We start from the raw sequence: 24,862 nt of genomic DNA, 5'->3' as shown, positions 1-24,862 counted from the left end.
GGGCCAGTTCAAGGGGGTGACCGTAGCGAGGGGTTGCTGCTGGCCGCTCGATCGGCGAGGTCGCGTACGGCCGCCTGGTATTGCGGTTGCGTGTGGTACGGCCAGTGGCGCTCGACGGGCGGTGGCACGGTGTCAGCCGGGTCGACGGTCACGGCGTGGGGATCGCGGAGCCGCATGTCCACCGATTCGGCTGCCGGGGTGTCGCACGGTGGCTCTGTGCCCCGGCGCTCGAAGATGGGTCCACCGATCGGGTCGGTGTCCCGCCAGAGGTTGCGCCACCGCCAGTCGAGTCGCCCGCCCAGCTCGCACAGCGTCTGCTGGCCGAGGTAGGCCGGGTAGAGGCGGGCGTAGATGCGGCGCAGCGGGGAGCCGTGGGTCAACAGGGAGACCCTGGGCAGGGCGGTCGGCGGCAGTTGCAGGACGGTGGCTGCGGCCAGGACCGAACCGTGGCTGTGTCCGGAGATGACCACGGGGCCCTGCGCGGCGAGCGCGGAGACCCGCTTGGTCAGTTCGGGTACTGCCCGGGCGGCGTAGCAGGGGGGCGCGAAGGGGTGGACGGTGCGGGGCCAGAAGGTGCCCAGATCCCATAGGACCGCCACGAGGCGTCGGGTCTCGGCCGACCGGTACGAGCGGAAGCCGAGGATCATGAGGCCGATCACGAGCAGGCTGATGACCCAGATCGCCACGTCGGTGACGTGAGCGACGAGCAGGCCCGTTCCGTCGCGTTGGCCGCTGAGCTCTGCCGCTAGCTGAGTGGGACCGATCCCGATCAGGTCCAGCGCGATGGTGGCCAGGCCCAGCGAGGAGATCACGAAGAACGTGACGAGGATCGGGGCGAGTTCCTCGGTCACGTGCGACTTGGCGACGGTCTCCCGCACGAGGCGTAGCCGGGGCGCCGCGTCGAGGGGCACCTGCGGGTAGTCCTGTTCGACGACGCGCTCGGCCAGGGTCCACCGCCGGCGGCGACTGAGCACGAGCGTGGCTGTGGTGACCCCGGTGATGATCAGCAGCGCGGTGAGTCCGGCGAGGGCGGCCCACCAGTACGCGACGGGTGGCTCCAGGGGGCCGAGGACGGGTGGGTTCGGCCGGATCGGATTGGGGATGTAGCCGCGGTCGAGGTAGTCGGCGACCCGGAAGACCAGGGTGGCGGTGAAGGCCGCGGCGACGCTGACCGACAACGCCGCCACGACGGGCGTGCCGAGTCCGCGCAGGAACGGACGGGTCCCGGTCGGCTGCTTCCACTGGCGTGCGAACGTGACGACGGCGATCGCCACGAGCAGGATGCCCTGTGCCGCGACCAGGCCGCCGGTGCTGCCCTCGTAGCCCGGCAACTGCCTGATCACGGGCTGGGCCGCGCGGGTGAGGGCGGCGTAGCCGAGGCTCAGGACGGTCACGCCGGCGGTGGCTGCCCACAGCGGGCGCAGGAAGCGACGGGCCTGCGCGGGGCTGGCCGGCACGGGCAGGCAGAGCAGCACCGCGCAGAACGCCACCAGGGCTGCGGCGGCGGCGAACAGCAGCATGCCCAGCCGACTTCGTCCGCCGTCGGACAGGGCGGCGAGCAGGCTGGCGTCGAGCGTGCCGGCGCTGATCCCGACGTGGATCTGGCGGAGCCAGGCGGTGACGCGCTCGTCGTCCCAGAACCCGCGGGTGGTGAGGCTCTCGGTCATCTCCGAGGCCTGTGGCTCGGCCGAGGTCGGGCCGAAGCCCTCGAACGCCCGGGCGGAGCGCGCGCCGATCGCCCAGACCAGGCGGAGTGCGAGCAGTGGGATGAGCGACAGCACGGCCAGGCGCGGGCCCATCGGCAGCGTGGCGAGCCAGGACAGGTAGGGCCGGCCGGTCCGGCACTCGACGTATGGCACGCACTGCCAGCCGACGAGGTTCAGCGTGACGCCGATGATCGAGAGCGTGAAGGCGGCGGTGAGGGTGCCGGCGAGCAGTCGGCACAGCGCGCCGAGCAGACCGAACCGGTCGGTTGGCGTCGGGCGCAGCCAGATCGCGAGGTTGCCCAGCATGAACGGCAACAGCAGCAGCATGGACGCCGTGCGCACCGCGGCGCCGGCCGTCAGTGCGCCCCAGCGGTACGCCTCGACGGCAACGCCGGCGGTGGCGCCCCCGGCCGCGCCGACTCCCGGCCGGGGCCGATAGAACCCCGCGTGCCGATCCCCGGCGACGCGCACCACGATCGGGTGGTCGAGAATCTTCTCCGCCGACGCGCCGGACACCCCGTGCACGCGCAGCTCAACGGTCTCATGTCCGGGTGCTGTGCCCACGCCGTTCAGGGTCACAAAAAGTGACGCCGCCCGCTGCCGAACATCGATCACCGGAAGGTGGGGCCGCGGTTCCGGGCTCGGGCGATCCGTGACTGCCAGGGGCCCGGCCGGCCTGGATGAGCGCGATGCCCGTGGTGCGCAGCCGCTCGGGTAGCGGGGAAGGGACGGGGGTTGTCCGGGATTCCCGGACAACCCCCGTGCGGCTACCCGCCTTTGCGGCGCGGTCAGCGCGTCAGAGCGAACCGTTGCGCCAGGGGCCCGTGATGGCGAACGTGATGCCGGGGCTCTGCGCGTTGACGAACATCCAGTTGCCGTTCTTCGGATCGAAGGTCGACCCGGCCCACTCGGAACCGGCGTAGTCGCCGGGGGCGACCGACTTGCCGGGGATCCCGCCAGCCGGGATCACGACCTGGTTCAGCGCGAACGGGAAGATCTCGCCGTCGGTGGTCAGGCCGTGCAGGTATTCGCCCTCGCTGCCGTCCTCGCAGAGCACGATGCCACCGCGCGGGCTGACGCAGATGTTGTCGGGGTTGTTCAGCACGCTGGCATCCGGCGACGCGAAGAGCACTCGCATCGTCTCGGCCTGCGGGTCGTACTCGAAGACCTGGCCCTGGCCCTTCGGCCCGCCGCTGGTGGACACGATGTAGACACGGTCGTTGCCGTACCAGGCGCCCTCGAGCCGCTTGAACACGGCGGCGCCGAGTGCGGCGCCCTGCACCGCGGGGCGGGTCTCGCCCGGGGCGTAGTCGGGGTTGGGCACCGTGACCCAGGAGGTCCGGTACTCCACGCCGGTGCCGTCGGCGTAGGTCGAGTACGACGATCCGTCCGGGGTCTGCACGACGAGCATCTGCAGCTCGCCGCCGGCGGACAACTCGCCCGCCTTGTTGGGCAGGTAGCGGTAGAAGCCGGACGGGGTGGCGTCCTCGGTCAGGTAGACGATCCCGGTCCTCGGGTCGACCGCGACCGCCTCGTGGCTGAACCGCCCCATCGCCTTGAGGGGACGGGGGTCACCCTTGCGGTCGTAGGGGACCTCGAAGACGTACCCGTGGCGAGTGCCGTCCGGGGCGATCTCGGTGGTCTCCTCGCAGGTCAGCCAGGTGCCCCAGGGTGTCGGCCCGCCAGCGCAGTTGCGGATCGTGCCGGACAGGCTGCCCCAGGACTCGAGGAACTGGCCCTTGTCCGGGTCGAACACCAGGTTGGACGTGCCGCCACCAGCAGCCGGGTTGTACGCCGGTGTGGTGAACGCACCGGTGTAGCTGCCACGCTCGTGGTTGCGGACCAGCGCGATCTTGCCGTCCGGGCGGCGGAACGCGGCCATCCCGTCGTGCGCACCCGGGGTTGCCACGCCGTCCGACATCAGGTCGCCGGTCCAGCCGTAGCTGATGTACTCGAAGCCCTTGGGCAGGGCCAGCAGCTCCAGCCCCGTGGTGTGGTCCCTGGTCGGGTAGAGCGGACCGTAGTCGGGGCTGGACGGGCGCTTGCTCATCGGTGCCGCGCCGGCGGTACGCGCACCGAGAGCTTCCAGGGGGCCGAGCGCGGCGAGTGCGGCTGCCGTCACGAGGCTACGCTTGAGAAGGCCGCGACGGGCCAGGCCCGGATCGATGTGCTCTGTCATGGATGCCATCTCCCTCTCACGTCAGGTCGCGAGCACGCTATCGATGGCGGGTCACGCCCACGCCCAACAAGTCGGGAACCATGCGTGAATTGCTGGCCCTGCCAGCCGAGCCGGAACCGCTGACCGTCTCACCGGGGTCGGCGCGACGACGTCCAGCCCTGCTGGTGCAGCCGTTCGATACCGTCCAGCAGCAGGTCCAGCGCGAACTCGAACTCGAACTGGTCGTCGCAGCCCTGCCCCACGACCGACGCGTCGTCGTGGGATGCCGCCCCGGCGATTTCGGCCAGGTGCGGGAATCGGGCCGCGACCTCCGGTGGTAGGGCCGCCGGCGGGTCCGGGTCGGCGATGCCGGACCGGCCGGCGCGCCGGGAGGCGTCGAACAGCTCCTGGCTGAAGCCCAGGATCCGGCTGCCCATCGCGTGCATCACGTGGTGGGCGAGGTCGGCGGTGAACCCGCCGGCCCGCAACGTCCCGACCACCGAGTCGAGGTAGGCGAGGATGGCCGGCGTCGCCATGTTCCGCGACTCGATCGCGAGCGGCGCCCAGGGGTGGCGCCGCAGCACCTGCCGCGCCGAGAGGATGCGCCCGCGGACCACGTGCTTCCAGTCGGCGTCGGGCACCGGCGGGTCGATCTCGCCGACGACCATGTCGATCATGCCGTCGAGCAGTTCGTCCTTGTTGGCCACGTGCTTGTAGAGGGCCATCGGCACGACGCCCAGATCCTGGGCGAGGTTGCGCATGCTGAGGGACTCGATCCCGGCCTCGTCGGCGAGCGCGACGGCGGCGCGCAGGACCCGGGTCCTGCTCAGCGGCGTCCGGCGCAGCGTGTCAGCCTGCTCAGCCATCTCGGTCCTCGTCTTCCGGCGACGGTGGAAACCATAACCGCCTTGACGGGTGTACGGCGTACACCTACGCTGCTTCCATTGGGTGTACGCCGTACACCTTGAGGGGAGGGAAGATGAAGGCGATCGTCCAGGACCGATACGGCCCGCCGGAGACGCTCACGCTCGCGGACGTCGACGCGCCGGTGCCCGCCGCCGACGAGGTGCTCGTGCGCGTCGAGGCCGCCGCGCTCAACGCGTACGACTGGCACGCCATGCGTGGCGATCCACGGATGGCGCGGTTGGCCATGGGCCGGTCGAGGCCCCGGGCGCGCATCCGTGGCCGCGACTTCGCCGGCCGGGTCGAGGCCGTTGGCACCGACGTTCGGCAGGTGCGCCCGGGTGACGCCGTCTTCGGCGACCTCGGCGACGCCAACGGCGCGTTCGCCGAGTACGTATCCGTGCCCGAGACCCTGGTCGCGCCGAAGCCGGCGAACCTGACGCCGCAGCAGGCAGCCGCCCTGCCGCTGGCCGGTACCACCGCGCTCATGGGACTGTGCGACGTCGGGCGGGTCGAGCCCGGCCACCGCGTCCTCATCAACGGCGCCTCCGGCGGCGTCGGCACCCTGGCCGTCCAACTGGCCAGGGCGCTCGGCGCGACCGTGACCGCGGTGTGCAGCACCCGCAACATCGACCTGGTCCGCTCCCTCGGTGCCGAACACGTCGTCGACTACACCCGCGACGACTTCACCCGCGACGCCCGCCGCCACGACGTCGTGTTCGACCTGGTCGGCAACCGCTCACTCACCGCGCTCCGGCGGGCGCTGACCCCGACCGGGACGCTGGTGCTCTCCGGCGGCGGCGTGTACCGGGGCGGCAGCCTCATCGGACCGATCTGGCTCCTCGCGCGCGGGCGGCTGGTGGCACCCTTCGTTCGACACCGCATCGTCACACTCACCACGGCACCCAGCCGGCAACACCTCGACACGCTCCGCGCCCACGCCGAGACCGGCCGCCTCACCCCGGTCATCGACCGGACCTACCCGCTCCACGAGGTGCCCCAAGCCGTCCGGTACCTCGAAGGTGAACACGCGCGGGCGAAAGTGGTCGTCACCATCTGACGCACTGGCTGGTGAGGTCGCTTCAGGTCGTGACCAGGGAATGAGGTCGTCCACGCCGTGGTGGGCCCTCGGACCGCACGGCGTCGCATGTCGCTCAGGCGGGCCGGCCCCGTGGGCGAGCGGCAGGGCGGCCGCCCGGGTGACCCGGACTCAGGCGTCGCGGGCGAACAGGGCCAGGCGTACCCGGTTGGGGCTGCCGGTCTTGGTCATCAGGCTGGTGATGTGGGTCTTGACCGTGGTGACGCCGATGTGGAGCCGTTCGGCGATCTCCGTGTTGGAGAAGCCTTCGGCGACCAGGTTCAGCACGTCCTGCTCCCGGGCGGTCAGCCCTTCGACCGGCCGACGTGTCTCGGCGCGGGCGTGCACCGCGCGTTGCACGAGGCGTCGCAGCACCTCCTGGCTGAACGGGCTGTCACCGGCGGCGGCCCGGCGGACGCCGTCCAGCAGGTCGGCGGGGGGCGCGTCCTTGAGCAGGAATCCGCAGGCGCCAGCGGTCAGGGCCGGGTAGAGGTGGTCGTCGTCGCCGAACGTGGTCAGTACCACGACGCGGGTGGCGGGGCGGTCGGCGAGGATGCGGCTGGTCGCGGTGATCCCGTCGACGCCGGGCATGCGCAGGTCCATGACGACGACGTCGGGGATGAGCCGCGCGGCGAGGAGGATCGCGTCGCGGCCGTTGTCGGCCTCGCCGACGACCTCGATGTCGGTCTGGGCGTCGCAGAGCATGCGCAGGCCCGCGCGGATGAGGTGCTGGTCGTCGACCAGCAGGACGCGGATCATGCCGGCTCCGCCGTGCGCGGCCCCACCGGGTCCTCGCGTTCGTGCGGCACCGACGAGGCCGGCGTGGCGGCGGGGGAGCGGGGATCGGGCGCCGGCGCGGCGGCCGGGAGGACGGTACGCACCCGCCAACCCGCGCCCGTCGGCCCGGCCTCCAACTGCCCGCCGAGGACCTCGACGCGTTCGCGCATGCCGGTGATGCCGTGGCCCCCGATGGACGGCACCGACGCCGGCACCCACCCGCCACCGTCGTCCGACACCTCCCAGTGGACGGCCCCGTCGACCACGCTGACCGACAGCCGGGCCAGCGCGGACGTGCCGGCGTGCTTGGCCACGTTCGTCAGCGCCTCCTGGGTCAGGCGCAACACCGCCAGACCCCGGACCGCGTCGAGCGAACCGATCGCCGGGTCGATGTCGGCCTCCACGGTGACGCCGGCCTGGCGGGCCCGGTCGACGGACGCGCCGAGGGCGGCCGGAAGCGCCGACGGCTCGATCGCGGTCAGGGCCGCGTCGCCGCGTACGCCCTCGGGGTCGCGCAGGACCGCGACCAGCCGGCGCAGGTCGGCCAGGGCCGCGCTTCCCGTGCCGTGCACGTCGTCGAACACCTCGTGCACCCGTGGGTCCAGGTCGGTCAGCACGTGCCGCGCGACGCCGACCCGCAGCACCATCGACGCGACGTGGTGCGCGACCACGTCGTGCAGTTCCCGGGCGATGGCGCTGCGTTCGTCGGCGCGCGCGGCGCGGCTCTCCGACTCGCGCCGGCGCTGCTCCTCCGCCGCCCGCTCCTGCGCCTGCCGGGCGAGTTCCCGGGTGGTCCGGATGACCAGGCCGAGCAGCAGCGGGACGCCGACCTCCACCAGCAGCCCGAAGACGCCGGAGAGGACCCGCAGGAACGGGTCGCCGATCGAGTCGGTCAGGTCGACCACGGCCAGCAGCCCGGCGGCCAGCCAGATGGTCCGTGGTCGGCGCGCCCGCATGGTCAGCTCGAGCAACGCCCAACTGGCGCCCACCTGGTTGATCGCGATGTCGTCGATCAGGCCGATCGCCACCGCCAGCAGCGCCGTCTGCACCACCAGGTTCGCCAGGGGCCGGCGGTGCAGCACCGGCGCGACGGCGAACGCGGCCACGGCCAGAACCCACTGCATGGCGGGCGGCGTGTTGCCGCTGGCCGGGTTGCCGAGGACCAGGTAGCCGACGCCGCTCAGGTCGAGTAGCAGCATCCGCACGAGCGTGTCGCGCGCGTCGAACAGCCGCCCCACCCACCTCACGGCGTCAGCCTAGGCGCTGCGGCTCGGGGCGGGTACCTTGCTCGTCCACCTGGCCCGGACGCCCAGGTAGGCGGCCAGGCCGAGCGGCCCGAGCAGGATCGTCAGCACCAGCACCGGCGCCATGACCAGCGACGGGACGGCGCGTTCCCGGCTGTCGAGCCATGCCCACCGGCCGACGAACAGGTCGAACGCGATCATGTGCGCCCAGGCGGCCGCCGCGCCGTCGTCGGTGCCCAGCAGGTCGCGTATGCCGGTCAGGGTCGGGGACGCGACGGCCGGCAGCACCTCGGCGAGCGCCGGGATCACCAGGATCGCGTAGATCGCCAGGACCGGCGCCACGATCAGCGGCGACCTGATGACCCGGCCGGTCACGGACCAGTGCGGCAGCAGGATCATCAGCGCCCAGAACGGCGCGGCCACCGCGAACGTCAGGGTGAACAGCGTCCCGGTCATGCGGCCAGCACCAGCTCCGGTCGGCGCCGACGGGCCGCCACCACGCCGGCGCTGGCCGCGGCGGTGGCCACCACCAGGGCCGCCGCGGCGGTCAGGGTGAGCGCGTCCGGCCGCAGCAGCGGCTGCCCGCGCAGCGCCTGCCAGGTGAGCAGGAGCGTGAGTACGCCGTACGCGCCGCCGGCGACGACCAGCAGCCGTGCCCGGGTGCGCTCGTCGAGTCGCCCGCCGGCGAACCGGGTCAGCAGGATGGCCAGGATCGGCAGCGCCTGCAACGCGTGCAGCCCCACGAAGTGCCCGATCCGCAGGTCCCCACCGGTGGTGCTCCACCCGACCAGCGGCAGCCCCGGCCCGCCGTCCGGCACGCCCACGCTGTGCGCCCCGGCGACCCCCTCGATGCTCTGGGCCTGTTCGGGCATCGCCATCGGTATCGCCACCAGCATGCCGAGCAGCGTAAGGCCGAGTGCCCACCCGATCGCGGTCCTGCCGGCCCGGTTCGCGATCGGCTGCCGGAGCACCACGATGCCGATGACGACGTGGGCGGCGAACAGCACCATGATCGTCGCACCCATCAGCTGCCACAGGGCGGCGTTCAGCGGACTGGTCTCGTTGAAGTGGCTGGTCGTGCCGCGCAGCACCTGCCCGACGATGATCGCCATCTCCACCACGCCCACGGCGACGACGGTGGTGGCCGCCCACTCCGCGATCCGGCTGCGACGCGGCAGCAGGGAGAGCATCCAGGCCAGGGTGGTGCCGTAGAGCACGAAGGACACCGAGAACTTGAACGGCTTGAGCCAGATCGGCACGCCGGTGAGGACCCGCGAGTCGGCAACGATGCCGACCGCGGAGACGACGGCGAGGACGCCCATCGCCCAGACGAAGGTCATCAGTGGGCGGTTCCACTGTGCGGCCCGACGAAGTGTGGTTGTCATACCTGCAGATGCTGGTGCGCGGCCTGGCTGACTTCGCCCGACCTCGAGCCCGGGTTGCGGCCGACGGTCGGAGCGCGTCTCCTACCTGGGGAGGAGACGCGCCTCCCGAGCCTCCAGCCCGTCCCGGCAGTCCGTTCGGTGACGTCGTGGCGGCTGCCGCCGAGCGCCGCCGTCAGCCCACGCCGATGCGGACCGGCTCGCCGTCGGGTCCGCCGGGCAGCCGGACGACCACCCGTCCGTCCGCCGCCGTCACGATGCCCCGGCTCGCGTGGACCGGCCGGATTCTGCGCGTCGATCCCCTCCGCCCGTACGCCGCGGCCGGCGCTCCGGATGGCATCCGGCGCGCCGGCCGCGGGCCACGCGAGGTCAGAGCTGGGCGCACTGCCCCTGCACGGGGCCGGTCACCTCGTTCGGCTGACCGTCGTCCTGCGGCGCCGGATCGTTGCCGGTGCACCGCAGGGGACCCTCGATGACGTTGCCCGCCAGAACCGAAGGCCCGCGTCCGTCGACCACGGTCACCGGCCCCGCCACCGACGAGTCGACCAGCCTGAGGTCACCGGTGGTGCCAGTGGCGGAGAGCGGCCCGACCACCGAGCTGTCCCGTACGGTCACGCCGGCGGCCCGCTGGGCCACGACCGGTCCCTCGACGGTGCTGTCCCGGACCACCAGCGTCGCCCCGTTGCCCACCGAAACCTGCCCGGACACCGTGGCGTCCCGCAGGCAGGTGGTCCCCGTGGTGACGTCGAGCGGCCCCGCGTACCTGCCACTGACGACGCGGCTGCACACCGCGGGGAGCGCGAAGTTCCACCGGTACAGGCGGGACACCCGGCCGTAGTAGAGGTTGCCGTCGCCGCCCTTGGCGAGGAAGGCCACCCGGCCGGCGGCCAGCTCGACGGCGTTCCACGTCGCCGGGTCGATCCGCCAGAGGCTGTCGGACACCGACGCGTAGAAGAAGCCGTCGCCGGCGAGGACGAGACCCCGCTCGTGGCCGTACATCGTCGTCTCGTTCGGGAAGAGCCGTTCCGACCTGGTGACCGTGCGGGTCGTCGGATCGAAGGTGAACAACGTGCCGTCGGACAGGCCCCAGATGGTGCCGGCCGGATCGACGACCAGCGCGTTCACGGCCGAGCCGCCGGGCGCGGGAACCACGCGCTCGACCACCTGCCGGGTCTGCGGATCGAACACGAACAGTTCGGCCTCGGTGGCGGTCGGCTCGATGCCGTACCCGCCGTTGACGGAGGTGCCCCCGTAGAGCAGTCCGTCGTGCTCGACCAGGCTGACCACGCTCTGCTGCGGCACGACGTCCCGGTAGGTCTGCACGGCGCCGGTCGACGGCGTCCAGAAGCTCAGGGCGCCGCCGAGACGACCCGCACGGGGGATGCTGCCGACGGCGACCGTCTCACCCAGGTCGACGAAGGCCTGCGCCCGCTGCTGCTCGTCGCCGAGGACTGCCCTGGGAGCCGGGTTGGATCCGTACGCCCATGGCCTGGTGGTGTCGTAGGAGAGCAGGTTGCCGTCCGGGTAGCGACCGTAGAGCAGGTCGTCGCCGCGGATTCCGAAACCCTCCACCTGCCCGGCGCCGGACAGCAGGGTCATGGAGTCGTCGGCCGGGTCGAAGCGCGCCATCCCGGGTGGGGACAGGAACCCACCGATGTAGATCGATCCGTCCGGCCCGGCCCCCATCGCCTGGATCGGGTTGGGGGCGCCCTCCAGGTCCTGCTCGCCGATGTACCGGGTCAGCCGGGTCTGCGGGTTCCAGAGGTAGACGCGGCCGTAGTAGTACGTCATCGACAGGGTCGGTCCGGGCCACGCCGGGTCGGCCAGGTCGACCCATTCCCAACTGCCCGGCAGCGCGTTCGGCTTCCATCCGACCGGCGTGTAGGTGTGGGTCTGGAGGTCGTACCGGACGATGCCGTCGGCCACCATGCGGAAGTAGACGTACCGGCCCGTGGGGTCGGTCTCGGAGACCATCCGACCGGAGATCGCGGGGACGATCTTCACGACGACCCCGTCGCTGAGGCGGTAGACGAGCAGGTCACTGGAATGGTCGAGCCGGATGAACAGGTACCCCCCGGCGAGGGTGAGGTCGTAGACGGCCTCCTCGTCCGCGTACTGCGCGGGCAGCGTGATCGGCCGCACCTCGCCGGTGGCGCGGTCGAAGCGGGCCAGCTTCGCGTTCGGCTTGGTGCCGAAGTAGACGTACCGGTCGTCGATCGCGAGCGCCTGGCCGTAGGTCTCCCCGGGGACGATCTGACCGTGATCGGTGAACCGCTTGGTGGCGGGGTCGTAGGAGAAGAGCTTCCCGCTGGGGTACGTCCCGCCGTAGACGACACCGTCCGGCGCCGCGGCCATCCGCCAGATCTGCTCGTCCGGGTACGGCACGCCCAGGGACGTGACCGAGGTGTCCCCGGGGGACCAGGTGTAGACGGCGCCGTTGGTCATGCCGAAGTAGACGGCGCCTTGCGGCCTGGCGAAGGTGACCGCCCAGCTACCGGTGCCGGAGGGCAGCCGCTGGCCGAAGACCACCTTCCCCGACCGGATGTCCGTGACCTGGAACATCGCCGTGACCTCGCTGTTGCCGGCGGTCACCCAGTAGGCCTGTGGGCGCCCCTGCTGGTCGACGCCCTGCGCCTGGTACTGCGAGAGCACCCGCGAGTTGATGGCGTGGCCCAGGTCCTGTTCCGCGCCGACGATCGGGGCGGGAGCCGGCGGCGGGGCGGCGTTCACCGCGCCGCCCGTGGTGACGACGAGCAAGCCGGCGAGCAGCCCGCCGGCGGTGAGCAGGGCGGCGGACCGCAGTCCTGTCCGTTTCATCGGTCTCCTTCACTGATCGATGAGCGCGGCGTGAAACGTTGCGGCCGGGGCCGTAACTTACCCGGAGCCGCCCCGGACCGAGCGCCTCGACCAGCGGGGGCGGTGCCGCGAGGCCCCGCCGGACGCGGACGGATCGCAGCGGGCGGGCGGCGAGCACCCGATCCCGGTACACGCTCCAAATTCGTCGTAGCGTAACTTGCGGTCCAGGCCGAAACCAGGCCATGCGAGTAGCTCAACCAGGACCGACACGGCAAACACCGGTCACCCCGAGAAACGGAACCATGATCGACAGCTTCGCCAGGGGAAACGCGGACGTCGCGTATCTCGGCATCGACATCGGGGGCACGAAGACGATCGCCCTGCTACTCACCCCCGACGGGCAGGTGGCCGCCCGGGTCCAGGCCCCCACACCCGCCCGGCACGGGCCGGCGATGGTGCTCGACACGGCCGCCGAACTGGCCGGCCGGCTCCTGGACGGCGGCCGGGTCGCGGGCGTCGGGGTGGGTGCCGCCGGCACACTGGATCCGGCCACCGGCACCGTCCGGTACGCCACGGACAGCCTGCCCGGCTGGGCCGGCACCAGGATCGCCGACGAGTTGGGCGCCCGACTGGGCCGCCGGGTGCACGTCGACAACGACGTGAACGCCGCCGCGCTCGCGGAAGCGTGGACGGGCGCGGGGCGCGGCCGGGAGCACCTGCTCCTGCTCGCCGTCGGGACCGGCCTCGGCGGGGCTCTGATCCGGCGCGGCAGCCTCGAACGCGGCGCCCAGGGGGCGGGAGGCGAGGTCGCCCACCTGCCGGTACCCGGCGCGGAGCAGCTGCGCTGCGGCTGCGGGCGCCGGGGGCACCTGGAGGCCGTGGCGTCCGGCAGCGGGATCGCCGCCGCCTACGCCCTGGCCGCCGGTGAGCAGGTGAGCGGGCGGGAGGTCGCCGCCCGGGCCGCAGCCGGCGAAGCCGCCGCCCAGCGGGTGCTGGATCACGCCGGCGGGACGCTGGGCGCGGCCCTGGCCGGACTCGTCGCGTTGCTCGACCCGGCGGCGGTCGTCCTGGCCGGCGGCGCGGCGCCGGCGGTGCTGTCCGCGGCGACCCGCGCCTACCAGGCGGAACTGCTACCGGCCTGGTCCCACGTACCGCTGCTGCCGTCGGCACTCGGTGACAACGCCGTGGCGATCGGGGCAGCCCGAATGGCGATGGAGGACAGGTGACGGTCTTCGACGTCATGCGGGGTGGTCTGGTGGTGTCCTGCCAGCCGCTGCCCGACGAGCCCGACGACCCGATGCGGGACGCCTACGTGCAGGCCCGGGTGGCCGCCTCGGCCGCGGCGGGCGGTGCGGCGGCGATCCGCGCCAACGGACCGGACGACATCGCGGCGATCCGCGCCGCCGTCGACGTGCCCGTGATCGGCCTGGTCAAACACGGCACCACCGGAGTGATGATCACCCCGACCCCGGCACACGCGGTGCGGGCCGCCACGGCCGGGGCGCACGTCGTGGCCGTCGACGCCACCGACCGGCCCCGCCCGGACGCGGGAAGCTTCGCCGACGCGGTACGCGCGGTGCACTCGCGCACCGCCGCCCTCGTGCTGGCCGACATCTCCACCCTGGCCGAGGGCCTGGCCGCGGTCGACGCCGGTGCCGACGCGGTGGCCACGACGCTCTCCGGCTACACGCCGACCAGCCCGCCGACGGAGGGCCCCGACCTCCGACTCGTCGCCCAGCTCGCCGAGCGGCTGGAGGTGCCGGTGATAGCGGAGGGGCGCTACCGCACGGCGCAGCAGGTCCGGCAGGCCTTCGAGGCCGGGGCCCACGCCGTCGTCATGGGCAACGCCGTCACCTCACCACTGTGGATCACGCGGCGTCTGGTCGAGGCGACTCCCCGTGCGTCCGAGCGCCGTGGGCGGTAACGCAGCCGGGTGCCGGCCCCCGGCGTGACCCGGACGCGGCGAGGCACCAGCGCCCCCGCCGCGTAGGCGACCGGCACGGAAAGGGCCAGCTCCGAGGGAGCTGGCCCTTTCCGTGACTGGACGGCCCGGCGGTGACGCGAGGATCAGCTGACCGACTTGTTGTAACTGTCGATGGCGCCCTGCACGCTCGTCGCGGCGTCCTTCATGGCCTGGTCGGCCGGCTTGCTACCGACGATCGCCGCCTCCAGGCCGTCCTCGGACGCCTTGCGGGCCTGCGGCATCACGCCCAGCAGACACCCGGCCGACGCGACCGACGGCGGCAGCGCGTGCAGCTGGTCGACCGCGGTGCGGAACTGCGGGAACTTCGCCATCCAGTCCTTGTCGATCTGCTCGTCGAGCGCCTTGGCGTTGATCGGCACGTACCCGGTGCTGGTGTGCCACTTGGCCTGCTGGACCGGGGTGGAGGCGAACTTCACGAACTCCCACGCGGCACGCTTCTCCTTCGCGCCGTGACCGACGCCGTTGATCCACAGGGAGGCGCCACCGATGATCGGCCCGCCCGTGGACGAGCTGCTCACCTTCGGGTACGGGGCCGTCAGGACGGTGAACTTGCCCTTCGCGGCGTCGACGTAGCCGCGCAACACGCTGGTGGACTCCAGGTGCATGGCGACCGTGCCCGCCTTGAACGCCGCCTGGGCGTCGTCGGTCTTGCGGCCGGTGTTCGTCGCGTAGCCGCCCTTCACCAGCTCCGTCCACCACTGCGCGACACGCACGGCCGTCTCCTGGTCGAACTGCACCTTCGAGGCCAGGCCCGTACGCCCGTTGCCGTTGTCGCAGTACTCCTTGCCGTCGGTGGCGAGCAACTGCTCCAGCAGCCACCCGTAGATTGCGGCGCCGAAGCCGTACTGGACCGTCTTGCCGCTGGAGTCCTTGACCGTCAGCTTCTTCGCCAGGTCGCCGATCTCGGTGAGGTTGCTCGGTGGCTTCGTCGGGTCGAGACCGACCCGCTCGAACGCCTCCTTGTTGAGGTAGAGCAGGGGCGTCGAGGAGTTGAACGGCATCGACCACATCTTGCCGTCGACGGAGTAGTAGCTGGCGATGTTCGGCTCGATGTCGCCCGCGTTGAAGCCGTCCTTCTCGATGAACTTGTGCATCGGCACGACCTGCTTGGAGTCGACCATGAAGCGGCTGCCGATGTCGTAGATCTGGACCAGGGCCGGCGTGCTCTTCTGCTGGACCGAGGCCTTGTACTTCGCGATCGTCTCGTCGTAGCTTCCCTGGAAGACCGCCTTGACCTCGACCTTGCCACCACTCTGCGCGTTGAAGTCGGCGACGAGTTGGTCGACGGCGGTGGCGTTGGCCCCCTTCATCGCATGCCAGAACTCGATCGTGGTCTTGTCCGTGGCCTTCTCCAGCACCTCGGCACCGGGGGCGTCGAGCGCGTCACTGCCGCTGTCGGTGCCGGATCCGGAGTCGCCGCAGGCCGTGAGCGCGGCGGCGGCCACGAGGGTGACGAGCGCCGCCGTGGTCCGGCGGAGCCGAGGTCTTCTCATCGGTTCTCTCCTTCTCGAAGGTTCAACGCAGCGCGCCGGCGGTCAGCCCGCGGACGATGTGGCGCTGACCGAGAATCACGACGGCCAGCGTGGGGAGCAGGGAGAGCGCGACGCCGGCGAGGACGAGACCCGGCTGCGCCGCCTCGGCATCGTTGAGCTGGGAGATGCCGATCTGAAGCGTCTGGAATTCGGTGTCTCGGATCAGGATCAGCGGCCAGAAGTACTGGTTCCACGCCGAGAGGAAGACGTAGACCCCGACCGCCGCGATCGAGGGCTTGGACAGGGGCACGATGACCCGCCACAACAGGCGCCAGTGACCGCACCCGTCAATCACTGCGGCGTCCCGCAACTCGCTCGGGAACTGCAGGAACGCCTGACGGAGCAGGAACGTGCCGAACGCCGAGGCGAGGAAGGGCAGCACCAGGCCGAGGTACGTCAGCCCACCCCGCGTCAGGCCCCAGCCGGAGATGGCCAGGTAGTTGGGAATGATGATCGCTTCCCACGGCACCATGAGGGTGGCGAGGAACAGGCCGAAGGTCGCCGCCTTCGCGGGCAGGCGAAGAAACGCGAAGGCGTACGCGGCGAAGATGCTGGTGACGACCTGTGCCACCGTGATGATCCCGGCCTGGACGGCGGAGTTCACGTAGAAGCGGCCGAGCGGCACCGAGCGGAACACGTCCCTGATGTTCTGCCAGTGCAGTTCCTGCGGCACCAGCGCGGGCGGGTAGGTCGCCAGGTCGCCGGGGCCCATGACGGCGCCGACGAAGCCGTAGTAGACCGGGAACAGAACGGGGATCGCCGCCAGGCCGAGTACGACGTAGACGGCGGCCTGCCCGAGGCTGATCTTCTTCATCGGTAGTGGACCCGCCGTTCGAGGACGCCGAATTGGACGGCCGTGCAGCCGAGCATGATGACCAGCAGCACGACGGCTTGCGCGCTGGCCGCGCCGAAGTCGGAGGAACCGAAGGCGAACGCCTTCTCGTAGATCGAGTAGACCAACGTCGTCGTGGCCTGGTCCGGTCCGCCCTTGGTCAGGATGTGGATCTGCCCGAAGCTCTGCAACGCGTGGATCGTGGACACCACGACGAGGAAGAACAGTTGCGGGGAGAGCAGCGGCACGGTTATCCGCGACGCCAGCCGCCAGCCGGTCGCGCCGTCCAGCCGCGCCGCCTCGACCACCTCGGGTGAGATGGCCGATACTCCGGCGGAGAGCACGAGGACGTTGTAGCCGAAGTTCATCCACACCGTGGCGACGCAGACGGCGGGCAGCGCGATCGACGGGTCGGTGAGCCAGTTGACCCGGTCGATCCCGAGGTATCCGAGCAGGCCGTTCGCCACTCCGATCGCCGGGTTGTAGATGACGGCGAAGACAACCGATGCGGTCGCCACCGAGAACGCGAACGGCAGCGCGAACGCGGTCCGCAGCACCCGTACGCCGCGTATGCGCGCCTCCAGCAGGAGCACCACGAAGAGCGCGCCCAGGACGGCCGGCACCACGGAGAACAGCGTGAACAGCGCCGTCGTGGCCAGCACCTTGCCGAACTCCCCGGACAGCATCTCCCGGTAGTGCTCCCCGGCGACGTACTCGGACGGGGCGCCGAAGATGTCGTTTCCGTGCACGGACAGATAGAGGGTCCGCCCGAGCGGCCAGAACACGAACAGGGCGAAGATCACCACTGAAGGCAGCAGCATCAGCCACGCGAGACCGGGTTCGCCGAAGCGCGCGAGCTGCACCCTTCGGGAGGTGGAACGCGTGGATTCGACGGTCAGGGAGCGGTCGCCCGGTGGCGTGCTGACGGTGCGAGGGGGAGACACCGCAGCACAGTACCAACATCATCGAAAGATGGAAATCATTCGCTCAACGCTGTCGCCGCCGGTATCGGGCGAACCAATCCGGGCACAGAGGCATGATCGGCGATCCGCGGCGTCTCATGTGGCCCGACCGGCGACGAGCGCCGCGCGGCGCCGCCTTTTCTCCTGGTGCATGCCTCTTGGGTGCAGGTCGGGTGGAAGACTGGGGCTGTCGCCGAGGGGCGATCCCATATGCCTGCTGGTCGTTACCTTGTAGTCGCCGGGCCGCGCGAGCTCCGTGAGGGCAAGGTGTTGAACATCGGCGGCGCTCACGCCGGCCGCCGCATGGCCTACGTCGGGTCAGTGCGGGAAGGCCCGGGGCGTGCGCCGCTCGATCTCGTCGCGGAACTCCTCGATCCGAGACGCCACCTGCCGCATGCCCACGGTGTGCTCCAGGCGGTCCAGGTAGAGCGAACGGCGGGCCAGACCGTCGAGGTCGAAGCTGAAATAGATCGCCATCAGCGGGTTGACGAACAGCGTGCTGCCCCGGGTGCGGCGGGTCACGTGCACGTCCCCGTCAGCGCCACGGGTGGCGGCGGCGATCTGCCCGTGCACGATGCTCGGCCGCAGCGGCGTGGCCGCCTGCCCGTACGCCACCGCGTCCCGGTACAGCTCCGCCTCCCGGCTGGCGCCCGGGATGGACAGCGCGCCCAGGTACGCGCCGTCGCGGTCGAGGGCGGCGATGTTCTCCAACACCTGGGTGTGGTTCACCCCGTGATAGGCGTCGATGCCGAACCCGAGGCAGACCACCAGCTTCACCGGCACGTCGAGCCCGGCGACCGCGGCAAGACTGGTCATGTCCTCGACAGGGGTGCCGAGGCCGGCTTCGTCGCCGCGCATCAGGATGTCGGTGCCGCCGTCGACCAGCACCACCGCGTCCACGCCGAGCGTGTCGACCAGGTGTCGGTAGGCGGCGCGCAGCGGCTGCACGCCCATCCTCGGGAAGGCGTACACGGTGCACGGCTGGTCGCTGGCGGCGAGCCAGCGGGCCAGCGCCCGTTCCGGGAAGTAGTCGTCCGGGCCGGCGGTGTCCGGGGTGACGGCGGCGACGTTCTCCGCCTGCCAGGCGTCCAGGTCGAGCAGTTCGAGCTGGGCGAAGGAGAGGTTGGCCAGGTGCACGGTCCGGCCGGTGTCGCGTAACGCGACGGCCAGCGGGATCGCGGCGTACACGTCGAAGCCGCCACCCGCGCCGGCGATCAGCACGGTGCGGGCGGGCTCCAGCGCGGCGAACAGCGGCGGTACGGACAGCGACGGCATCGGGCCTCCTCAGGCGATCGTGGCGGGGGCCGCCGGGGCCGCCGGGGCGGGATCGGCGTACGCGGCGGCGACCGTGGCCCGGTCGAAGACGCGCCAGGTCACCGCGATGACCGCCAGGGCCACCACGAGCCCCACCCAGTACGGCGCGGTCAGCCCGAACCGGGCGGCGACCACCCCGCCGAGCAGCGCGCCGAGGCAGTTGCCGCCGGCGGCGATGAACAGCGTCGTGCTCCCCACCCGACCCTGCAGGGCGGACGGGGTCAACCGCTGGCGCAGCGAGTTGGCCACCATGTTCCACAACGCGCCGTGCACCCCGAACGCGAACAGCGCCATCCCGACGACCACCGCGCTGCGGGAGGCGGCCAGCGCCAGGTGCAGCCCCGCCTCGATCAGCAGGCCGACCCGGATGGTCCACGTCGCGGTGACGGCGCCGACGAGGCGGTCCCCGACGACCGAGCCGAGCAGCCCACCGACCGCGAGGCAGGTGAAGAGCGCGCCGTACCCGACCGAACCGAGGCCCAGCCGTTGCGTGGCGAGCAGCACCAGCACCGCGAGGGCCGCGGTGAGGGTGAGGTTGAGCAGCCCGATCAGCAGGGTCATGGTGCGCAGCAGCCGGTGCGAGAGCAACCAGCGGAACCCCTCGGCGACCTCCGCGCGCACCGAGCGGCGTCCGCCCGTCTCCGACGTTCCGCGGTACGACCCGGCCATCAGGCCCACGAGGAGGGCGCTGAGGGCGTACGTGCCGGCGTTGACGCCGAACGGGATGGCGGCCGCCACCACGAAGAGGAACCCGCCGAGCGGCCCGGCGACCATGTTGTGCATGACTGTCGTGCCCGCACCCAGCCAACCGTTGGCCCGTTCCAGCCGCGACCGCGGCACCACCGCCGGCAACACCGCCTGGGCGGCCGTGCGGAACACCACCTCACCGGCGTTCACCACGAACAGCACCGCGTACAGCAGCGCCACCCCCGCCCGGTCGGTGACGATCGCGGCGGCCAGCGCCGCCAGGGCGGCGACCCGTACCCAGTCGACGGCGATCATCAGCCGGCGCCGGTCGACCCGGTCCGCGAGGACCCCGCCGGGCAGCGAGAACAGCAACCACGGCAGCCACGCCACCGCGGCGCCGGCCGACACGGTCAACGGGTCGTCGGTCTGCGACGCGACGTACAGGGGAGCCGCCACCGTCGCCATCCCGCTGCCCAGCGCCGACGTGGTGCTGGCCGCCAGGAGCCGGGCGAAGCGCCCGCCGAGTCGTTCGCTTCTGGTCGCCGTCACGGCGAGCGAACCTACCAGCGGCTGCGGTTCTCTCCGAACGGGTTACGGGACCAGATCCTGCGCGGCAGCGGCTGGGCGTCGGGCGGCTGGCCGCCGTGCGGGCGCGCGGCGCACGCGCCTCCGGTCGGCCGGCTCCACGGCTGCTCAGCGCCCACCGTCGCGGACACCCCGGTCATCAGCCGAAGCGGCGCCACGCGTCGTCGGCCACCGCGTCGACGCTGCGGCCCGCCGAGGCCAGGTCCGCTGCGGTGAACTGTTCCGGCTCACCCGCACGCCGGCGAGCGGCTCGTCGCGCGAGATCGGCGTACGCGGGGAACAGTTCCGCGAGGTACTCGGCGGCGGCCGTCTTCGAGATGACGTCCTGGTGGGCCAGCGTGTAGTGCAGCCGTGCGGGGCCGAGCACGAACCAGCTGACGGTGTCGGCGTCCATGACCTGATCGGATGGCACGTCGGCCAACGCGGCCGGGATCGTCGCCGCCGTCGCCTTCCAGTACTTCCGCAGGTTGTCGAGGTTGTACCGGCGTAGTTGCTCCTGGTCGACCCGTATCCTCAGGTCCGCGACGGCCGGTCCACGCACCGGGATGCCGTACCGCTGCAACGTCAACCACAGCACCGGAGTGAGCTCGCCGCACGGCCGGTCGGGCGTGAACTGGCCGTCCACCACGAACGGCACGATCCGGTTGTCGATCGGCCAGACCTGCGCCAAGGCCGGCTCGAGATAGACGCCGTCCAGGCGTGGCGATCCCGGCATCTCGCTGTGGATCCTCGCGAGCTGGGTCAGATCGTCACCGGTGGCCGGCCGCGACGTCAGGATCACCGTGTCCACGTCACTGGCGCCCGGCTGCCAGGCGCCGAGCGCGGCGGAGCCGACGACGTAGAGGCCCCGCACATAGCCCGGCAGGTCATGATCGACCTTCGCCAGGTAGGCCCGTGTCAGATCCTGGATCACGCCGGCGACCGTAGCAGTGCCGCACCGAACTCGATCACTCGGCGTACGTCCGCTTCGGCCGGAGCCGGGGATGCGACAGAACGCTGGGCCCGGCAATGCCGGTTCACTACCGTCCGTCGTATTGGGCGGCGGTTACCTGGCGCCGGACACCCGATGCGGCTGTCGCCCCCCGAGGGGATGGATGACCATGACCGAGCCGTTCTCACGCGCCGAGCAGCGGATGCGCGTCAAAGGCGTGGTGAGGCAGGGCGAGATGCTCAGCCAGCCCGACCTGGTGGTGCGGCCGGACGACGGTGGGGGTGACATCGCGCCGGCCGATGCGCCCGGCCCCACGGCGATCAGGGTCGACGGGTACCTCAAGATCGTGCAGGACAACGGCTACTCGCCCATGTCACGCTGCATCAGGACGGGCAGCAGGTGTGGGGCACCGCCAACCACTCGGGAAATGTCCGGTGCGACAACGTCACAGGCACCGTCGTGGGCGAGCAGCTCTCGATGACCATCCCGTGGGACAACGGTACGCGAGGCGTCTACACCAGCCGTCTCCACCTGGAGGACGGTGCCTTCACGAGCTTCGGCCAGGGCATCATGCGGGGCGACACGTACGACGAGCTTCACCCGGACGTGCGCGCCACCTGGGAGGTCCAGGATCGCGTGTTCACCCGCCTGGACCACATGTAGTCGGGGCCCTTCGCGCCACTCGGCGCTGTCGGGTCGTCGCCATGCCCGGCTCGGGCGGCCGGGCACGCGCCGTTGTCGTGGTCCCGCTGTCGCCCGACCAGCCCACCTCGGCTCAGAACAGCGTCGACGGTCCGACCGGGGTCGGCTCGGGCAGCGGTTCGACCTCGGGTAGGCGCGCCCGGATCTCGTCGTGGAACCTGCGGGCGAGGTCGGGCGCGTCGGCGTTGTCCGGGGTGTGCACGAACATGGTCGGGGAGCGGCCCTCGCGCAGCCAGCCGGTCACGACGTCGAGCCACGGTTGCCAGCCCTCGACCGTCCGGGCGGGGTCGTCCCGGCCGAGATACCGGACGATCGGCCGGTCGGTCAGCGCGCGGGTGCGGAGCGGCGTACGTGGCTTCCTGGTCCACGCCTCCCGTTCCGCGTCGCTGGTCGGCGGGGTGCGGAAGAACGCGGTGGTGTCGAAGGGGATCCACTCCGCGTCGATCGTGACGAGCGTGTCCTCCAGGGTCCGCGCCGCCCGCGGGTCGTCGAAGAACGCGGGGTGGCGGACCTCCACGGCGTACCGGTGGGTGGTGGGCAGACCCCGCAGGAAGCGGGCGAGCGCCGGCACGTCGGCGGGACCGAACGAGCCGGGCAACTGGATCCACAGGGCGTGGGCCCGTGGGCCGAGTGGTTCGATCGCGTTCAGGAAGCCCTGGAGTTCCTCGTCGGCGCCGGTGAGCCGGCGATCGTGCGTGACCGTCCTGGGCAGCTTGAGCACGAACCGGAAGTCGGGGTCGGTCTGCCGCGCCCAGGACTCCACCGTCTCCCGGGCCGGGGTCGCGTAGAAGGTGGTGTTCCCCTCGACCGCGGTGCACCAGCCGGCGTACGCGCGCAGCCGCTCGTGGGCCGGCAGCGGATGCGCCAGGAAGCGTCCCTGCCAGGACTTGTGCGTCCACATCGCGCACCCCACGTACAGGCGCATCGGATCCTCCCACCGCTCGACGGCCCGCGCGGGGCAGGCCCGCGCCCGCGTACGGTATCCGGCCGTGCGACCCGGCTCCGCGCACACCCGCCGGCTCGGCCTTCGGCTCGCGCCCGACGTCGGGCCGTCCGCCCTCGTTCCCCGACCCGCTGTCGGCCGCCCCGGGCAGCGGCATGGGCGCTGTCGGCCGTCAGCGGGCGAGGAGTCGCACGCCGACGTAGGCGGTGGCGGCCACCAGGATCCAGCTCGCCAGTCCCAGTGCCAGGGTGCGGCCGCCGGTGCGCCGGAGGGTCGGCAGGTGGATGCCGGTGCCGAGCCCGAACAGCGCGGCGACGAGGAGCACGTGCTGCACGTGACGCGCGGCGTCCGCCAGCGGGTCCGGGACCAGTGTGGTGCTGGCGAGGCCGACCGCGACCAGGAACCCGACGACGAACAGCGGCACCGCGGGTGGCCGGCGGCCCGACCCGCCCGGTGCCCCTTTCGCGGCGCGGCGCGCGGTGACGGCCACCGCGGCCACGAGAGGCGCGAGGAGCGCGACCCGCGCCAGCTTCACCGTGACGGCGGTGGTGAGCGCACCGGGCACCTGGCTGGCGGTGGCAACCGTCTGCCCGACGTCGTGGACGCTGGCGCCGACCCATTCGCCGAACGCGACCGGGTCCAGGGCCAGCGGGCCGCGCAGCAGCGGCAGCAGGGCGATCGCGAGGGTGCCGCACAGTGTGACCAGCGCCACCGCGGCGGGGACGTCGTCGTCCTCGGTCTCCGTCACCTTCTCCATCGCCGCGATGGCGGAGGCGCCGCAGATGCTGAAGCCGGTGGCGACCAGCAGCGAGCGGGCGGGGGACACGCCGAGCAGTCGGCCGAGCAGCCGGGTGCCGGTGAAGGTGACCGCGACGGTGCCCACCACCACGGCGAGGCCGGGGACGCCGATCTGCGCCAGGTCGCCGAGGCTCAGTTGCAGGCCGAGGAGCACCACCGCGAGCCGGAGCAGGGGTCCGGCGGCCACCCGGGTGCCGGCATGCAGCACCGGGCGGTGCACGCCGAGATTGACCACGACCATCCCGAGCACCACGGCGACCGTCGACGCGGGCACGGCCGGCAGCATGCGCGTGACGGCGAACGCCACCGCGGTGGCCGCGGCGACCAGGAGCAGTCCGGGGACGGCGCTCGGCAGCCGGCGCGGTTCCGACCCGGGTGGATGCGTTCGACCGTTCCCGCACCGACGGCCGGCGCCGCGTGCCGTGAGGGTGGTTCTGCTCGGGTCTTCGTCGACCACCGTACCTCCCGGAAAGTGAGATCCCCTTGACAGTGCAGCAGCGCTGGCCGGGCCGGTAGGTGGCTCAGTGTGATGGGCTCATCAGGGCGGCTGATGGGTCGGCGTAGTGTCTGGGCGTGGAGTTGTCGCGGGTGCCGGATCTGGACGCGCTCGAGCTGTTGCTGCTGGTGGATGCCACCGGAAGCCTCGGCCGGGCGGCGCAGGCACGGGGGATCGGGCAGCCGGCCGTCACGGCTCGGGTCCGCACCATGGAGCGGCTCGTCGGTTTCCCCCTGGTCGAGCGGGGTCCTCGTGGATCCACGCTCACGCCCGAGGGGCGGCTGGTGGCCGACTGGGCACGCGACGTGCTGCAGGCGGCTGCGACACTCGACGCCGGCATCCGCTCGTTGCGCGCGGAGCGGGACGTACGGCTGCGGGTCGCGGCGAGTCTCACCGTGGCGGAGCACCTGTTGCCGACGTGGCTCGTCCGGCTCGCCGCGCAGCGGCCGCAGACCGCCGTCAGCCTGCACGCGATGAACTCCACGGACGTCGCACGGGCGGTCGGCGACGGCACGGCGGACCTCGGCTTCGTGGAGGGGCCGCGCGTGCCCACCGGGCTGGACTCGCGCATCGTCGCCCGCGACGAACTCACCGTCGTGACGCATCCGCGACACCCGTGGGCGCGGCGGCGCCGGCCGATCGACGCCGCCGAACTCGCCGCGACCCGACTGGTGCAGCGGGAGCCCACCTCCGGCACCCGGCACGCCCTGGAAACTGCCCTGCGCAGCCACGCGCCGCTCGCTCCGCCACTGCTGGAGCTGTCCACCACGAGCGCGATGCGCGCGGCGGTCGCCGCCGGCGCCGGCCCCGCCGTCCTGAGCAACCTGGCCATCGACGACGAGGTGGCCGCCGGACGTCTCGTCCGGGTCCCGGTGACCGGCGTGGATCTCAGCCGGCCCCTCCGTGCGGTCTGGCCGGCCGGTCAGCGACCCACCGGACCGGCCCGGGACCTCCTCGCCATCGCGGCTCGACGCGGTCGAGGGCCCGGCTGATCCGGCGCGGGCGCATCGATGACGCGGGCCACGGCCGGCCACCTTGCGGGACGCAGCGGG

At 72.2% G+C, this 24,862-nt stretch carries 22 protein-coding genes; 6 read left to right on the top strand and 16 right to left on the bottom strand.

Annotation, left to right across the window (positions count from 1 at the left end; all coding sequences use genetic code 11):
• Positions 1–8: 8 nt before the first annotated feature.
• The 3 genes from ACZ6O2_RS12925 to ACZ6O2_RS12915 all read right to left on the bottom strand — a co-directional run bounded on the left by ACZ6O2_RS12925 (position 9) and on the right by ACZ6O2_RS12915 (position 4,730).
• Positions 9–2,270, bottom strand: a complete 2,262-nt coding sequence (locus ACZ6O2_RS12925; protein ID WP_466022957.1) for a hypothetical protein — start codon at positions 2,268–2,270, stop codon at positions 9–11.
• Positions 2,271–2,502: 232 nt separating this feature from the next.
• Positions 2,503–3,828 (bottom strand): alkaline phosphatase PhoX, encoded by a 1,326-nt coding sequence (locus ACZ6O2_RS12920; RefSeq protein WP_466022956.1) that lies wholly within the window; start codon positions 3,826–3,828, stop codon positions 2,503–2,505.
• Positions 3,829–4,013: 185 nt separating this feature from the next.
• Complete coding sequence (locus tag ACZ6O2_RS12915) at positions 4,014–4,730, bottom strand: TetR/AcrR family transcriptional regulator (protein ID WP_350706009.1); 717 nt, start codon at positions 4,728–4,730, stop codon at positions 4,014–4,016.
• 113 nt (positions 4,731–4,843) lie between these two features.
• On the opposite strand from ACZ6O2_RS12915, the gene ACZ6O2_RS12910 reads away from it, so the two are divergent.
• Complete coding sequence (locus ACZ6O2_RS12910; protein ID WP_466022955.1) at positions 4,844–5,827, top strand: NAD(P)-dependent alcohol dehydrogenase; 984 nt, start codon at positions 4,844–4,846, stop codon at positions 5,825–5,827.
• 150 nt (positions 5,828–5,977) lie between these two features.
• Here ACZ6O2_RS12910 and ACZ6O2_RS12905 read toward each other — a convergent pair whose 3' ends face one another.
• From ACZ6O2_RS12905 to ACZ6O2_RS12885, 5 genes are all read right to left on the bottom strand, one after another.
• Complete coding sequence (locus ACZ6O2_RS12905; protein WP_350706012.1) at positions 5,978–6,604, bottom strand: response regulator transcription factor; 627 nt, start codon at positions 6,602–6,604, stop codon at positions 5,978–5,980.
• A complete protein-coding gene (locus ACZ6O2_RS12900) occupies positions 6,601–7,869 on the bottom strand; it encodes a sensor histidine kinase (protein ID WP_466022954.1) in 1,269 nt (422 codons plus the stop codon). Before ACZ6O2_RS12900 ends, ACZ6O2_RS12905 begins: the two co-directional genes overlap by 4 nt.
• Positions 7,870–7,878: 9 nt before the next feature.
• Entirely contained in the window at positions 7,879–8,322 is a 444-nt protein-coding gene (locus tag ACZ6O2_RS12895) for an ABA4-like family protein (protein WP_466022953.1), read from the bottom strand.
• Positions 8,319–9,251, bottom strand: coding sequence for a hypothetical protein (locus tag ACZ6O2_RS12890; RefSeq protein ID WP_466022952.1), 933 nt, complete (start codon positions 9,249–9,251; stop codon positions 8,319–8,321). The genes ACZ6O2_RS12895 and ACZ6O2_RS12890 overlap by 4 nt, the downstream gene beginning before the upstream one ends.
• Positions 9,252–9,617: 366 nt before the next feature.
• Entirely contained in the window at positions 9,618–12,065 is a 2,448-nt protein-coding gene (locus ACZ6O2_RS12885; protein WP_466022951.1) for a ligand-binding sensor domain-containing protein, read from the bottom strand.
• 281 nt (positions 12,066–12,346) lie between these two features.
• On the opposite strand from ACZ6O2_RS12885, the gene ACZ6O2_RS12880 reads away from it, so the two are divergent.
• Together ACZ6O2_RS12880 and ACZ6O2_RS12875 are read left to right on the top strand one after the other, a co-directional pair.
• Entirely contained in the window at positions 12,347–13,270 is a 924-nt protein-coding gene (locus tag ACZ6O2_RS12880; RefSeq protein WP_466022950.1) for an ROK family protein, read from the top strand.
• The gene (locus ACZ6O2_RS12875; RefSeq protein WP_466022949.1) at positions 13,267–13,968 is read left to right on the top strand and encodes an N-acetylmannosamine-6-phosphate 2-epimerase; all 702 of its coding nucleotides are present in this window, start codon (positions 13,267–13,269) and stop codon (positions 13,966–13,968) included. The genes ACZ6O2_RS12880 and ACZ6O2_RS12875 overlap by 4 nt, the downstream gene beginning before the upstream one ends.
• A gap of 143 nt (positions 13,969–14,111) precedes the next feature.
• Here ACZ6O2_RS12875 and ACZ6O2_RS12870 read toward each other — a convergent pair whose 3' ends face one another.
• The 6 genes from ACZ6O2_RS12870 to ACZ6O2_RS12845 form a co-directional block, all read right to left on the bottom strand.
• Positions 14,112–15,521 (bottom strand): ABC transporter substrate-binding protein, encoded by a 1,410-nt coding sequence (locus ACZ6O2_RS12870; protein WP_466022948.1) that lies wholly within the window; start codon positions 15,519–15,521, stop codon positions 14,112–14,114.
• A 22-nt stretch (positions 15,522–15,543) separates the two neighbouring features.
• Positions 15,544–16,374, bottom strand: coding sequence for a carbohydrate ABC transporter permease (locus ACZ6O2_RS12865; RefSeq protein ID WP_350706044.1), 831 nt, complete (start codon positions 16,372–16,374; stop codon positions 15,544–15,546).
• Positions 16,371–17,213, bottom strand: a complete 843-nt coding sequence (locus tag ACZ6O2_RS12860) for a carbohydrate ABC transporter permease (RefSeq protein ID WP_466022947.1) — start codon at positions 17,211–17,213, stop codon at positions 16,371–16,373. Before ACZ6O2_RS12860 ends, ACZ6O2_RS12865 begins: the two co-directional genes overlap by 4 nt.
• Positions 17,214–17,672: 459 nt before the next feature.
• Complete coding sequence (locus tag ACZ6O2_RS12855; RefSeq protein WP_466022946.1) at positions 17,673–18,629, bottom strand: DUF1152 domain-containing protein; 957 nt, start codon at positions 18,627–18,629, stop codon at positions 17,673–17,675.
• Positions 18,630–18,638: 9 nt separating this feature from the next.
• A complete protein-coding gene (locus tag ACZ6O2_RS12850; RefSeq protein WP_466022945.1) occupies positions 18,639–19,904 on the bottom strand; it encodes an MFS transporter in 1,266 nt (421 codons plus the stop codon).
• Positions 19,905–20,079: 175 nt separating this feature from the next.
• A complete protein-coding gene (locus ACZ6O2_RS12845; protein ID WP_466022944.1) occupies positions 20,080–20,853 on the bottom strand; it encodes an aminoglycoside adenylyltransferase domain-containing protein in 774 nt (257 codons plus the stop codon).
• Between the two features lie 187 nt (positions 20,854–21,040).
• Between ACZ6O2_RS12845 and ACZ6O2_RS12840 the strand changes: the two genes are divergently transcribed.
• On the top strand, positions 21,041–21,352 hold the full coding sequence (locus tag ACZ6O2_RS12840) for a hypothetical protein (protein ID WP_466022943.1): 312 nt from the start codon (positions 21,041–21,043) through the stop codon (positions 21,350–21,352).
• Positions 21,349–21,534, top strand: a complete 186-nt coding sequence (locus ACZ6O2_RS12835) for a hypothetical protein (protein ID WP_466022942.1) — start codon at positions 21,349–21,351, stop codon at positions 21,532–21,534. Before ACZ6O2_RS12840 ends, ACZ6O2_RS12835 begins: the two co-directional genes overlap by 4 nt.
• Positions 21,535–21,646: 112 nt before the next feature.
• On the opposite strand, the gene ACZ6O2_RS12830 is transcribed toward ACZ6O2_RS12835, so the two are convergent.
• Together ACZ6O2_RS12830 and ACZ6O2_RS12825 are read right to left on the bottom strand one after the other, a co-directional pair.
• Positions 21,647–22,474, bottom strand: a complete 828-nt coding sequence (locus tag ACZ6O2_RS12830; RefSeq protein WP_350706190.1) for a DUF72 domain-containing protein — start codon at positions 22,472–22,474, stop codon at positions 21,647–21,649.
• A gap of 214 nt (positions 22,475–22,688) precedes the next feature.
• On the bottom strand, positions 22,689–23,771 hold the full coding sequence (locus ACZ6O2_RS12825) for a YeiH family protein (protein ID WP_466022941.1): 1,083 nt from the start codon (positions 23,769–23,771) through the stop codon (positions 22,689–22,691).
• A 116-nt stretch (positions 23,772–23,887) separates the two neighbouring features.
• Between ACZ6O2_RS12825 and ACZ6O2_RS12820 the strand changes: the two genes are divergently transcribed.
• Entirely contained in the window at positions 23,888–24,802 is a 915-nt protein-coding gene (locus tag ACZ6O2_RS12820) for a LysR family transcriptional regulator (protein ID WP_466022940.1), read from the top strand.
• Positions 24,803–24,862: the final 60 nt, after the last annotated feature.

The sequence above is a fragment of the Micromonospora sp. NPDC048040 genome (assembly GCF_055587185.1).
The sequence above is the reverse complement of the archived record's forward strand: the minus strand, read 5'-3'. Positions and strand labels throughout refer to the sequence as shown.